We start from the raw sequence: 12218 nt of genomic DNA, 5'->3' as shown, positions 1-12218 counted from the left end.
GTTGGATGTGGGACGTACGGCGGTGGTCGTCGGAGGCGGGATCGGCGGGCTGGCGACGGCGGTCGGGCTGTGCGGGCGCGGCTGGGAGGTGACGGTCCTCGAACGCGCGCCCGTCCTGGCCGACGCGGGCGCCGGGATCTCCCTGCACGCCAACGGACTGCGGGCCCTCGACGCCCTCGCGCCGGCCGTCGGGCAGGGCGTGCGGGCGGCGTCGCGTCCGCAGTACACCGGGGGCACCCGCACCCCGTCCGGGCGCCGGCTCGCCCGCATGGACGGCGCGGCGCTCGAACGCGCCCTGGGCACACCCGTGATGGGCATCCCGCGCGCCGAACTGCACGGGTTGCTGCGGGCCGCGCTGCCCGCCGGGCGCCTGGTGTCTGCGGAGGTGTCGTCGGCGGGGGAGGTGGACGCCGAGTTGGTCGTCGCGGCCGACGGGGTGCACAGCCGCCTGCGCCGGGAGCTGTTCCCCGGTCACCCCGGCGCCGTGTACGGCGGTTCGACGGTGCTGCGGGGCATCACCCGGCAACCCCTGCGCCTCGACACCGACTTCGAGCTGACCTGGGGCCCCGGCGCCGAGTTCGGGCACATCGCGTTCCGGGACGGACGGGCCGAGTGGCACGCCGTCCACACCGCGCCGGCGGGCGTGCGGTACCCGGACCCGCTCGCGGAGGTGCGCCGCCGGTTCGGGCACTGGCACGGACCGGTGCCGGAGCTGCTGGAGGCGACCGACGCGGACGCCGTGCTCCACCACGACATCCATGAACTCGCCACGCCCCTCCCGGCGTTCGTCAAGGGGCGGGTGGCGCTGCTGGGTGACGCGGCGCACGCGATGACCCCGCATCTCGGGCAGGGCGCGTGCCAGGCGCTGGAGGACGCGGCCACGCTCGTCGCGGCGCTCACCGTCGAGCCCACGCTCGCCCCGGCGTTGGCCCGCTACGACGCCGAACGGCGGCCCCGCGCCCAGGCGGTGGCGCGGGCGGCGCGCCGGGCGGGGCGGATGGGGCAGGGGCTGAGGAGCCCCGTGGCGGTGGCGTTGCGTGACGCGGCGATGCGGCTGGCGCCGTCCGGGGTGACCGTGCGGGCGATCCTGCGGCACGCGGAGTGGACGCCGCCGACGGGCTGATGCCATGGCGGAGGGGTTGGGACCAGGGCGCGAATCGGCCAATGGGGAGTGTGTGACGTAGGGGGCGTGAGGGGAGGTAAGCGACGGCTCGGGGTGCGGGGGTCGGCGCACTTCGGCGTGCGGGTGCTGGGGGAGCGGGGTGCGGGGCGCGTCGGCGTGGGGCCGTCCGGAATTCGACCTTGTTCCGTCTCCTGGGCGGAGTTGAGGATTCCTATGTCAAATCTTGACGCGCCCATGACCAAAGCAGGGTCCGGCGTATGACCGTGCACCCCGCGGGCCCGCCACCCCAACGGGCCCGAAACCCCACTTCGGAGGTCGCAGTGAGAGTCAGGTTGTCGAAGAGAGCCCGCATCGCCGCGGTGGCCTCGGCGCTGGTCGCCGCGTCCGCGCTGACCGTGCCGGCGGCCGTCGCCGACACGGCCCCCGCGAAACTGAGCGGTGCCCAGCTCGCCCAGGTCAGCGAGGCGGTCTCGGCCGCCGACGTCGTCGGCACCGCCTGGTACACCGACCCCGCCACCGGCAAGGTCGTCGTCACCGCCGACGCCAGCGTCTCCGACGCCGAGATCGCCGAGATCAAGGACGCCGCCGGCTCCCGCGCGGGCGGGCTGGAGATCAAGCGCACGCCGGGCACGTTCAGCAAGCTCATCGCCGGCGGCGACGCGATCTACTCCGGCGGGCGCTGCTCGCTCGGGTTCAACGTCCGCAGCGGCAACACGTACTACGCGCTGACCGCCGGGCACTGCACCGCCATCGGCAGCACCTGGTACACCAACTCCGGGCAGTCCACCGTCCTCGGCACCCGTACCGGGTCCAGCTTCCCCGGCAACGACTACGGCATCGTCCGCCACGCGAACGCGTCGGCCGCCGACGGGCGCGTCTACCTCTACAACGGCAGCTACCGCGACATCACCTCCGCGGGCAACGCGACCGTCGGGCAGTCCGTCCAGCGCAGCGGCTCCACGACCGGGCTGCGCAGCGGCTCCGTCACCGGCCTCAACGCCACCGTCAACTACGCCGAGGGCAGCGTCAGCGGGCTCATCCAGACCAACGTCTGCGCCGAACGCGGCGACAGCGGCGGCTCCCTCTTCGCCGGCACCACCGCCCTCGGGCTCACCTCCGGCGGGAGCGGCAACTGCACCACCGGCGGGGTGACGTTCTTCCAGCCGGTTACGGAAGCGCTCAACGCGTATGGCGTGAGCGTGTTCTGACGCCTGCGTGAGTGTTTTCTGACGTCTCGTCAACTGAACGCCCCGGGTGCGTGCTTGCACCCGGGGCGTTCAGTTCCGCCGGAGCAGGTGCCGGGTGTCGCCCAGGGAAGTGACCTGACGGTTGTGGAAGTAGTCGTCCTCCGTGAGGGTCGTGATGCTTCCCGCCGGAACGGGGAAGCTGACTCTGCCCACGCTCTCGACCGGCATGCCGATCCAGGCCGCCACCACGAACGTCAGGGTGCCGCCGTGGGTCACCACGACCTGCTGTGCGCACGGGCGTTGCGTGATCTCCGCCATCGCGGCGTACACCCTGCGCGCCCAATCCCCCTTCATCTCCGCCCCCTTGACCCCCTCGTCGTGCCACAGGCGTTCGCCTTCGGCGGGCGGGACTGCGAATCTCTCGGCGAGCCAAGCCTTTGGTCGCCCCTCCGCCTCGCCGTACGACTTCTCCCTGAGCCTGCTGTTCAACTCCGGCTGCACGCCGAGTACTTCGGCGATGGGGGTGGTCGTCTGCCTCGTCCTCAGCAGGTCCGACGTGAACAGTTCGACGTCCGTGTCCTCAGGGATCGCTCGCCTCAGCGCCCGCGCGATGTGGCGTGCGTCGCGCAGGCCGTCGGGGGTGAGGGCGGAGTCGTGCCAGCCGCCGACGGTGCGGGCGACGTGGTGGGTGGCTTCGGGGTGGGTGATCACGTGCAGGGTGCGCATGGCTGACCTTGGACCGATCGCGCGTTCTTGACAAGGGGTAGCGCCCGTTTCGCATTGACGTTGCATTCAGTGCGATGAGAGTCGTAATGCGCGACTTGAGTGCTCAAGGTCGGTGAGCCCAAGCAGTGGGATGCCGGGATTCCGGCGGTGACGCATGTGCTGAGGATGGGGCAGGAGCAGATGGGCGTGCGGCGTACCGCGTTGACGCTGCTGAAGGTGAACCAGAACGGGGTTCGACTGCCCGGGGTGCGCGTGGCCGGAGGGTGAGCACCGCAGTCCGGCGGAGTTCCGCGAGAACGGGGCGAAGGCGGTGGCGGAGGAGGCCACCGTCCGCCGGGCGACAAGGGAGTTCTTCGCCTCGGCCGCCCCCGGCGCCGACGTGACCGAACAGGCCCTGCGGGGCTGCCGGTTGACCGTCCAAGTGTCCACCAAGCTCAACCGCTCGCACGCCGTCTGCGGACGCGAGGCGCTGACCCTCCCTCTCCTCGGCCGTACCTGCCGCCCGCGTCCGCGCACCTGCTGTCCGAACCGTCCCTGGTCTGCCGCCTCGGCGGCGCGCTGTTCGGCGACGAGGACGTCGTGCCCTGGGCGGAGTTCGAGGCGGACTACGACGCGGTCCGCGACGGCATCGCCCGGGTCGTCCCGGACTTCGAGGACTTCAACGCCCGCGTACGGCGCCCCGGCGGCTTCACCCTGCCGCACGCGCCCCGCGACGAACGCCGCTTCCCCACGGCGACCGGCAAGGCCAACTCCACCGTCAACCGCCTTGAGGCGCCCAGGGTTCCGCGAGGCCGGCTGCTGCTCCAGACCCTGCGCAGCCACGACCGGTACAACACCACGATCTACGGCCTCGACGACCGCTACCCGGGGCATCAGCCAGGGCCGCCGCGTGATCTTCGTGCACCCCGACGACCTGGCCGAACGCGGCCTGTCCGACGGGGACTCGGTGAACCTGGTCAGCGAGTGGGCGGGGCTGCTGCGCGGCCTACTTCCCGGAGACGAACGTCCTCGTCCCGCTCGACTCGACGGCCGACACGTCCAACACGCCGACGTCCAAGAGCATCGTGGTGCGGCTGGAGCCGGCCGGGTGACACGGCGGACGTGACCCGGCCGGCGTGCCTCAACCGGCGTGCCCCATACGGCTGCTGATCTCCGCCGCCCCCTCCACCAGCACCGGCGCGAGCTCATGGATGCGCGCCTCGGTGAAGCGGTAGGCCGGGCCGGACGCGCTGAGCGCCGCGATGACCTCGCCGCTGTGCGAACGGACCGGCGCCGCCATGGCGTGCAGCCCGACCTCAAGCTCCTCCAGCGTCACGGCGTACCCGCGCCCGCGCACCTGGTCGAGGTCGCGCTCCAGCCCCGCGACGCTGGTCAGCGTGTGCGCGGTGAGCGGTTTCAGCCGGGCCGATTCGAGGACGGCGGCCCGCTCCCGGCGGCTCAGGTGGGCCAGCAGGACCTTGCCGCTGGAGGTCGCGTACGGCGGGGTGAGCCGGCCGACCCAGTTGTGCGCGCCGACGGCGCCGGGGCCGCGCACCTGGCAGAGGTTGACGGCGTAGTGCTCCTGGAGGACGGCGATGTTGACGGTCTCGCCGAACTCCTCGGCGAGCCGTTCGCACACCGGTCTGCCCTGCTGGGTGATGTCGAGGCGGCTGGTGACGGCGCCCGCGAGGCGCACGAGCCCGAAACCGAGCCGGTACTTGCCCCGGTCGGCGGTCTGCTCGACGAGCCCGCGCGACTCCAGCGCCCCGAGCAGCCGGAACGCGGTGGACTTGTGGACGTCGAGCACGACGGCGATCTCGCTGACGCCCGCGTCCCCGCGCTGGGCGAGGGTTTCCAGGACGGTGACGGCACGGTCGACCGACTGCACCCCGCCCGTTGTTGCGTTGTCCGCTGAGTGGTTGCCCATAGCGCAACTATAGGGGCGGACTGGGAAAGTCGCGCCGCCCGGTCCGCGAGAAGGCCCGCAGGAAGCCCGCACTTCTTGACAAGGCGCCGAGGTGGCGAAACCATGTTGCACATCACGCATGTTGTTGCGTTACAGGGAACAAGGTCGGGAGACGGTAACCGTGGCCATCAGCGTCTTCGACCTGTTCTCCGTCGGCATCGGCCCCTCCAGCTCCCACACCGTCGGCCCGATGCGCGCCTCCCGCATGTTCGTCCACCGCCTGCGCGACGCCGACCTGCTCGGCGAAGTCACCGCCGTCCGCGCCGAGTTGTACGGCTCCCTCGGCGCGACCGGACACGGGCACGGCACTCCGAAGGCCGTCCTCCTCGGACTTGAGGGCGACGAACCGCACACGGTCGACGTCGAGACGGCCGACCAGCGCGTCGAGAACATCAAGTCCACCGGTTCCCTGCGCCTGTCGGGCGAGCGCGCGATCCCGTTCTCCTTCGACGACGACCTGATCCTCCACCGCCGCAAGGCACTTCCGTACCACGCCAACGGCATGACCCTGTGGGCGTACGGCGCCGGGGGCGCCGAGGTGCTGTGCCGGACGTACTACTCGGTGGGCGGCGGTTTCGTCGTCGACGAGGAGGCCGCGGGCGCCGACCGCGTCAAACTCGACGACACCGTCCTCAAGTACCCCTTCAGCACGGGCGACGAACTGCTGCGGCTGACCAGGGAGACGGGACTGTCCGTGTCCTCGCTGATGCTGGAGAACGAGCTGTCCTGGCGCGGCGAGCCCGAGGTCCGCGCCGGGCTGCTCGGCATCTGGCGGGTCATGCAGGCGTGCGTCGCGCGGGGCATGTCCGTCGAGGGCATCCTGCCGGGCGGACTGCGCGTGCGGCGCCGCGCCGCCATGACGGCCCGTCAACTCCGTGCCGAGGGCGATCCGTTGGCCCGCTCGATGGAGTGGATCACGCTGTACGCGATGGCGGTGAACGAGGAGAACGCGGCGGGCGGGCGCGTGGTCACGGCCCCCACGAACGGCGCCGCCGGCATCATCCCGGCCGTCCTGCACTACTACATCAACTTCGTGCCCGGCGCCGACGAGGACGGCGTCGTCCGCTTCCTGCTCGCCGCCGGCGCCATCGGGATGCTGTTCAAGGAGAACGCGTCCATCTCCGGCGCCGAGGTCGGCTGCCAGGGCGAGGTCGGCTCCGCCTGCTCCATGGCCGCCGGCGCCCTCGCCGAAGTCCTCGGCGGCTCCCCCGAGCAGGTCGAGAACGCCGCCGAGATCGGCATGGAACACAACCTCGGCCTCACCTGCGACCCCGTCGGCGGGCTCGTCCAGATCCCCTGCATCGAACGCAACGGCATGGCCGCCGTCAAGGCCGTCACCGCCGCACGGATGGCGCTGCGCGGGGACGGCCGCCACCACGTGTCGCTCGACAAGGTCATCAAGACGATGAAGGAGACCGGCGCCGACATGAAGGTCAAGTACAAGGAGACGGCGCGCGGCGGCCTCGCCGTCAACGTCATCGAGTGCTGAGGAAAATGGCCCTGACCAGCACGTCCACTACCCGGCGCTGCCTTCGTCGCCTTCATCGCAGCGCTTACACGTCCCCCCGAGTGAGTCGATGTGCCTGTCGCTCATTGATCGGTCTCAAGGAGCTTTTTGAGGCTCATGACGTCCTCGTCGGTCCGGTTGCCGTGGATCTCGATCTTCGCCAGCTCGTTCTCGATCCGGGCGAACTCTTCGTCGGTGAGGTCGAGTTCGGCGGCGTCCAAGTTCTCCTGGACGCGGTGGAGCTTGCGGGAACCGGGGATGGGCACGATGAAGTCCTTCTTGTGCAGCATCCAGGCCAGCGAGATCTGTGCCGGAGTGGATCCCTTCTGGTCCGCGAAGCCGGTGAGGAGGTCCACGAGGGGCTGGTTGGCGCGAACGTTGTCCTTGTGGAAGCGGGTGATGACCCTGCGGGCGTCGTCCCCGGTGTAGGTGTCGTCGGCCGAGACCTTGCCGGCGAGGAAGCCGTAGGCGAGGGGGCTGAAGGGGACGAAACCGATGCCGAGTTCCTCGCAGGCGGGGATGACGTCCCGCTCCCACATCCGCTCCATGATCGAGTACTCGCTCTGCACGGCCGTCAGCGGCGTGACGGCGTGGGCGCGGCGGATCTGTTCCTCGGTGGCCTGGGACTGGCCCCAGCCGAGGATCTTGCCCTCGGCGATCAGTTCGCCCATGACGGCCGCGACGTCCTCCACGGGGATCGAGTCGGGCACCCGGTGCTGGTAGTACAGCTCGACATGGTCGGCGCCGAGCCGGGACAGGGACGCCTCCAGGTGGGCGCGGATCAGCCGGCCCAGCTCAGGGCGGGTATGAGAGCCGTCCAGGTAGAACTTGGTCGCGAGGACGACCTGGTCGCGGATGGGCGCCAGCGCGCGGCCGACGAGGCGTTCGTTGGCACCGTCGGCATAGACCTCCGCGGTGTCGAAGAAGGTGCAGCCCAGGTCGAACGCCTTGCGGATCACGCCGACGGCCTCAGGTTCGCTCGTTGCCGGGCCGAAACCATGGCTGAAGCCCATGGTTCCCAGTCCGACGGCGGAGACTCGGAGTTGTCCGATGGTCCTTGTTTTCACGGAGGGTCTACCTTCGGTACGGAGGTACGGGTTCAGGTCCGGTCGGGGTGCGGGCCGTTGACGTGGCCGACGACGTACGGCTCGGCGTGACGGGGATGGCAGGCTCGGTTGTGGAGCCGGGCGCGTTCCAGCAGGAACGGGCGGCGCGCACGCTCGTGCGGACCGCCCGTTCCGAGGGGGTCAGTGCGCGGAGATGAACTCGTGCACGACGCGGTTGAACTCCTCGGGGTGTTCCATCTGCGCCCAGTGGCCGCAGTTGTTGATGAGGTACAGCCGGGAGGACGGAATCATCGCCATCAGCCGCAGCGCGTTCTCGAAGTGGACGGCGCGGTCGTTCCGCCCTTGCACGATGAGCGTGGGCACGGTGAGCTCGGCCAGCAACGGCGGAAGGGCCTGGAACAGCTGCGGCGGGCCATTGAGATCTCCGCTGGGTAGCGAGAGCCTCATGTTCTCCAGATGGTCGGGGCGGGCGAGCGCGGCCTCCGACCGCCGGCGGGCGAGGTCGGCGTCCTCGGCGAGCGCCGGGTCGTACGCGAACGCCGCGACCATCGCCTGGAAGTTCTCCGGCGACGGGTCGAAATAGGCGCGTACCAAGGGGAGGATTCCGTCCGTCTTGTCGTTGGGCGGGCCGAGCACGTTGACCCCTGGGGCAGGGGCGCCCATCGGGATCAGGTGGCTGACGCGCTCGGGATGGTGCGCCGCGAACCGGAGCGCCGTCCTTCCGCCCAGCGAGTTGCCGACGATGGCGACCTGGTCCAGTTCGAGGGCGTCCAGTGCCAGTTCCAGCGCCTCCACGTGGTCGCGGTCGCCCGGCACGGCCGTGTCGCTCTTGCCCCAGCCGGGCATGTCGAAGGCGAACACACGGTAGTGGCGCGCGAAGAAGCCGATGTTGCTCGAGAAGTTGCTCCAGCCACTGGCGCCGGCTCCCCCGCCGTGCAGCAGGATCAGTGGGTGACCGTCACCGGCCTCGTTGTAGTGCAGCTTCCACTTGGCCGTCCGGACGTACTTGCTGGTCGCCGATTCGGTCAGGGCCTCGGTCGTGGGCATGGCTTTCCTCTCGTCCCGGGCGGTGGTTCAGGCGTCGGCCGCGATGTACTTGTGGCCCCAGGTGCTGATCGCCTCGTAGTGGGCGACCTGCCAGGTGTCGTCGTCGACCACCAGGCCGTCGCAGCCGTACTCGATCTGGAAACCCGACGGCGTGGTCACGTAGAACGAGGTCATGTGGTCGTTCGTGTGCTCGCCCAGCGTGACGATGATGTGGTCGGGATCATCGTTGATCGTGTCCATGACGCGGCCGACGGTGGTGAGGTCGGAGACTTCGAGCATGAGGTGATCGATGCCCGGGGTGGGGCCGATGCCGCGGCCGAAGCCGACGGAGTGATGCCGGGGGTTGCAGTGCAGGAAGTAGCCGTCCCCGTCCACTCCGAGCTCGGCCATCGAGATCGTGTCGCTCAGCTTGAATCCCAGCTCACGCTGGTAGAACTCGGCGGCCTCGCGCGCGTCACCCGAACTGTTCATGAAGGCGTGCCCGACCCCCAGATCACCGGTGACGAAACGGACGCCCAGCGGGGACGTGAACGGGGTGCCGGCGAGCGGCAGGCCGTGGACGGCCTCGATCGTGTTGCCTTCGGGGTCGGAGAAGACCCGCAGTCCCTCGACGCCCCGGCGGGCTCGCAGGTCCTCGTCCTCGCGGACCGGGACGCCACGGGATGCGAGGTGGGTTTCCAGGTCGGCGAGCGCTGCCGCGTCCGGGACGGTGAAGCCCAGTGCCACCAGGGACGCGGGGCCCGCGGGCTCGCCGTCCTCGATGAGGATGCGGTACGCGTACTCGTCGAGTCGCAGGCGCAGTTCGCCCGCGGCGGACGGCTCGGGTTGTGCGCCGATGGTCTTGGTGGCGAAGCGGGACCAGTCGTCGAGTGAACCGCGGACCACGACGTAGCCCAGCGATGTGAAGACGTTCATGTGCTTTCTCCTCAGGGTGTCGGGGATGGTCAGTGAGGTGCGGTGGCGAAGGTTTTTCCGGCGGCCCGGCCGCCCTTGGGGGCGGGTATCCCGAGCGTGCGGGCGACGGCGTCGAGAAGGGCGTCCGGATCGGAGCCGGAGCGGGCGCGCCACGCGATGTGTCCGTCGGGGCGGACGAGCGGGCAGCCGTCGTCCTCGATGCCGCGCACGCTCGCCCATTCACCGAGCGGATCCCGGTAGGCGCGGTCAGACCCGATCACACGGGCGACGACGAGCAGGCCGTACAGCGCCGACGCGCGGTCCGCGGCCTCCGCGCCGTGGAGGGCCGGTATTCCAGGTCGTCGACGGTGCCGCGGTCGTCCGTGGCGTCGTCGAGCGCGCGTACCGTGGCCCACTTCTCGGCCTGAGTCGTCTCCGGCCGGAGCCCGATGGTGGCACCGATGCTCTGGAACTGGCCCACGGAGGTGAACGCACGGTCGACGACCTGACGCCCGGCCGGAGCGCGTTCGGCGGAGCACGTGTCGAGCAGCGAGGCGTCGGCCACTCCGGTCAGCACCAGACGCGGTTTCCAGGCGAGGTCGTAGCCGTCGGCGATCGAGGTGTTGCTGCCCAGCGCGTTCGCCGGCGGGTGCCGGTGGACGGCGTCGCCCATGCAGAAGACCCGGCCCACGGAGTACTGGTCCGCCGCGGCGTGGCTCATCGACCAGGTGCTCACCGCCTTGATCTCGACGGCGAGACGCGGATCGCCGACGGAGTGCCGGATCTTGGCCACGACCTCGTCGTGGTCCGGCACGTGGCCACGCGGCACCGACCATCCGGCCACCCATTCGTCGAAGCCGTTGACCACGGTCCACATCGCGTAGTCGGGGTCGACGGCCCAGTAGAGCGCGCCGGGGCGGTGGGCCACGTAGCGGGTCAGGTTCGCCTTGATCCACGCGGACACCTGGGGGACCAGGTCCATTTCGCCGCGCACCGACAGGCCGATCCGGCTCAGCACCCGGCTGTTCGCTCCGTCGGCGCCGACCAGGTAGTCCGCGCGGACGGTGTACTCGTGTCCCGACCGCCGTTCGACAACCGTGGCGTCGACGCCGCCGTCGTCCTGTGTGAGGTCCAGGAACTCGTGGCCATGGGGCAGGTCGACCATGCCCGTGGCGAGCGCGGCCTGTGCCAGGACCGGCTCCAGCTCGTGCTGGAAGAGGTTCAGCGGCAGGCGCCGGCTCGCCCGCCGGTACCGGGTCTGGTCCTTCAGACCCGCACCCCAGGCGGTCGTACGGGCGACCTCCGGGCCCTCCATCGTCAGGAGGAACTCCAGCGTGCGCTGGTCGGTGATGTGGGCGCGCGGTGTGTGCGCGAGCCCCGGGTGCCGGGTGAGGACGATCAGTACGGGGGCTCGTTCCGGAGCTTGGGCAGGGGAGGGAAAGGCGTCAGTGGCCATCTCGTCTCCTCGTCGAGCGGCGCGCCGATCGATTCAAGGGCGCCGACTGAGCTGGTGGCATGGGAGACGCTAGGGCGGGGGGCCGCACCGACGAAGCGAGTGTTCCGGGAACCGGCACAGCGTTTCTGCCGGCCCTGCGCGTGTTCCGGGAACCGGCACAACCGTTCCGCCGTGAGCCGGACCGCGACCTACTCTCTCCCCGCCACCTCAACGACTATGGAGAGGGCCCTTCCACGCACCGGATCGGTTGGATCGACGTCCACGCCCATTTCGCACTTCCCGGCGCCCCGACGGCCTGGGACCCCCTGTCCGCGCTGGACCACACGGACCGGCTGGGCATCGACATGCAGTTGCTGTCCGATGTCACGGTCACCGCTCCCGCCGACGTCCGCGCCTCCAACGAACACGGCGCCTCCGTCGTCCGGCGGTATCCGTCCCGTTTCGGTCTTCTCGCGGCCCTTCCGCTGTCCGATGTGGACGCCGCACTGGCCGAGATCGACTACGCGCACGAGCACCTGGACGCCGATGGGTTCGCGCTGTGCGCCACCTACGACGGCGACTTCCTCGGCGCCGAACGGTTCCGCCCGGTATGGCGGGCGCTCGACGCGATCGGGGCCGGAGTCTTCATACACCCCTCGCCGTTCGGGGCAGCGGCTCTCGACCTGCCGCGGCCCTTCTTCGAGGTCACCTTCGACACCGCGCGGACCGTGGTGGACATGGTGTGGCGCGGCGTCACGCGGACCGCTCCCCACGTCCGCGTCGTCCTCGCGCACGCGGGCGGCGCCCTGCCCGCGCTCGCCGGGCGGGTAGCACTGCTGTCCGACGCCGACTGGGTACCCCACGAAGGAGTCACCCCGGAGACGGTGCGCGAAGCCCTCGCCGGTCTCTACTACGACACCGCGATGGCGGGCACGCCGAACGCGCTCGGCCCCGCCCTGGCCGTCACCTCCCCCGACCACATCGTGTACGGCTCGGACTTCGGCGCCCCCTGCGCGAGCGAGCCTGTGCTGCGGCAGACGATGACCTCGTTGCTGACCGGTGGCGTGCTCGCCCCCGATGTCGCGGCCGGTGTGGGACGCCACGCGCATGCGGTCTTCCCGCGCGCCGCCGCCCGGCTGGCTCCGACCGAGCAGGCGGTCTCGTGAGAGGGGTCGTGCGGGTGGCGGGGCGAGAGGCGTACAGACAGTGACGGCGAGTCAGGCCCACCCGCGCACCGCACCGCTCAAGTTCGAGAACTGACAAAACGGCACTGGACCCGCGCTTTCG

The 12218-nt window shown here is 70.7% G+C and carries 12 protein-coding genes and 1 pseudogene; 6 read left to right on the top strand and 7 right to left on the bottom strand.

The window, feature by feature from the left end; translation table 11 throughout:
• Positions 1-7 precede the first annotated feature (7 nt).
• Together IAG44_RS02135 and IAG44_RS02130 are read left to right on the top strand one after the other, a co-directional pair.
• Entirely contained in the window at positions 8-1123 is a 1116-nt protein-coding gene (locus IAG44_RS02135) for an FAD-dependent monooxygenase (RefSeq protein WP_187745427.1), read from the top strand.
• A gap of 332 nt (positions 1124-1455) precedes the next feature.
• Entirely contained in the window at positions 1456-2331 is an 876-nt protein-coding gene (locus IAG44_RS02130; RefSeq protein ID WP_187745426.1) for a S1 family peptidase, read from the top strand.
• Between the two features lie 69 nt (positions 2332-2400).
• On the opposite strand, the gene IAG44_RS02125 is transcribed toward IAG44_RS02130, so the two are convergent.
• Positions 2401-3036 carry a histidine phosphatase family protein gene (locus IAG44_RS02125; protein WP_187745425.1) on the bottom strand — a complete coding sequence of 212 codons (636 nt, stop codon included), beginning with the start codon at positions 3034-3036 and terminating at the stop codon, positions 2401-2403.
• A gap of 99 nt (positions 3037-3135) precedes the next feature.
• Here IAG44_RS02125 and IAG44_RS02120 point away from each other — a divergent pair, with 99 nt between their 5' ends.
• Together IAG44_RS02120 and IAG44_RS02115 are read left to right on the top strand one after the other, a co-directional pair.
• The gene (locus tag IAG44_RS02120) at positions 3136-3303 is read left to right on the top strand and encodes a hypothetical protein (RefSeq protein ID WP_187745424.1); all 168 of its coding nucleotides are present in this window, start codon (positions 3136-3138) and stop codon (positions 3301-3303) included.
• Between the two features lie 52 nt (positions 3304-3355).
• A pseudogene (locus IAG44_RS02115) lies at positions 3356-4127 on the top strand (molybdopterin dinucleotide binding domain-containing protein); the annotation flags it as partial.
• A 29-nt stretch (positions 4128-4156) separates the two neighbouring features.
• On the opposite strand, the gene IAG44_RS02110 reads toward IAG44_RS02115, so the two are convergent.
• Positions 4157-4903 carry an IclR family transcriptional regulator gene (locus IAG44_RS02110; protein WP_187752456.1) on the bottom strand — a complete coding sequence of 249 codons (747 nt, stop codon included), beginning with the start codon at positions 4901-4903 and terminating at the stop codon, positions 4157-4159.
• Positions 4904-5102: 199 nt separating this feature from the next.
• On the opposite strand from IAG44_RS02110, the gene IAG44_RS02105 reads away from it, so the two are divergent.
• Positions 5103-6470 carry an L-serine ammonia-lyase gene (locus IAG44_RS02105; RefSeq protein WP_187745423.1) on the top strand — a complete coding sequence of 456 codons (1368 nt, stop codon included), beginning with the start codon at positions 5103-5105 and terminating at the stop codon, positions 6468-6470.
• A 101-nt stretch (positions 6471-6571) separates the two neighbouring features.
• On the opposite strand, the gene IAG44_RS02100 is transcribed toward IAG44_RS02105, so the two are convergent.
• The 5 genes from IAG44_RS02100 to IAG44_RS02080 form a co-directional block, all read right to left on the bottom strand.
• The gene (locus IAG44_RS02100) at positions 6572-7555 is read right to left on the bottom strand and encodes an aldo/keto reductase (protein ID WP_187745422.1); all 984 of its coding nucleotides are present in this window, start codon (positions 7553-7555) and stop codon (positions 6572-6574) included.
• Positions 7556-7735: 180 nt separating this feature from the next.
• Positions 7736-8602 (bottom strand): alpha/beta fold hydrolase, encoded by an 867-nt coding sequence (locus IAG44_RS02095; RefSeq protein WP_187745421.1) that lies wholly within the window; start codon positions 8600-8602, stop codon positions 7736-7738.
• A gap of 27 nt (positions 8603-8629) precedes the next feature.
• On the bottom strand, positions 8630-9517 hold the full coding sequence (locus tag IAG44_RS02090; protein WP_187745420.1) for a VOC family protein: 888 nt from the start codon (positions 9515-9517) through the stop codon (positions 8630-8632).
• A gap of 29 nt (positions 9518-9546) precedes the next feature.
• Positions 9547-9777 carry an aromatic-ring hydroxylase C-terminal domain-containing protein gene (locus tag IAG44_RS02085; protein ID WP_187745419.1) on the bottom strand — a complete coding sequence of 77 codons (231 nt, stop codon included), beginning with the start codon at positions 9775-9777 and terminating at the stop codon, positions 9547-9549.
• The gene (locus tag IAG44_RS02080) at positions 9774-10952 is read right to left on the bottom strand and encodes an FAD-dependent monooxygenase (RefSeq protein ID WP_187745418.1); all 1179 of its coding nucleotides are present in this window, start codon (positions 10950-10952) and stop codon (positions 9774-9776) included. The genes IAG44_RS02085 and IAG44_RS02080 overlap by 4 nt, the downstream gene beginning before the upstream one ends.
• Positions 10953-11011: 59 nt before the next feature.
• Between IAG44_RS02080 and IAG44_RS02075 the strand changes: the two genes are divergently transcribed.
• A complete protein-coding gene (locus IAG44_RS02075; RefSeq protein ID WP_187745417.1) occupies positions 11012-12097 on the top strand; it encodes an amidohydrolase family protein in 1086 nt (361 codons plus the stop codon).
• Positions 12098-12218: the final 121 nt, after the last annotated feature.

It is taken from the genome of Streptomyces roseirectus, assembly GCF_014489635.1.
GTDB classification, from domain to species: domain Bacteria; phylum Actinomycetota; class Actinomycetes; order Streptomycetales; family Streptomycetaceae; genus Streptomyces; species Streptomyces roseirectus.
This window is presented reverse-complemented; position numbering and strand designations above follow the sequence as displayed.

Coding starts and splice junctions, on each gene's coding strand:
- IAG44_RS02125 (WP_187745425.1), bottom strand. CDS start 3,036: ATGCGCACCCTGCACGTGATCACCCACCCCGAAGCCACCCACCACGTC.
- IAG44_RS02080 (WP_187745418.1), bottom strand. CDS start 10,952: ATGGCCACTGACGCCTTTCCCTCCCCTGCCCAAGCTCCGGAACGAGCC.
- IAG44_RS02095 (WP_187745421.1), bottom strand. CDS start 8,602: ATGCCCACGACCGAGGCCCTGACCGAATCGGCGACCAGCAAGTACGTC.
- IAG44_RS02075 (WP_187745417.1), top strand. CDS start 11,012: ATGGGAGACGCTAGGGCGGGGGGCCGCACCGACGAAGCGAGTGTTCCG.
- IAG44_RS02090 (WP_187745420.1), bottom strand. CDS start 9,517: ATGAACGTCTTCACATCGCTGGGCTACGTCGTGGTCCGCGGTTCACTC.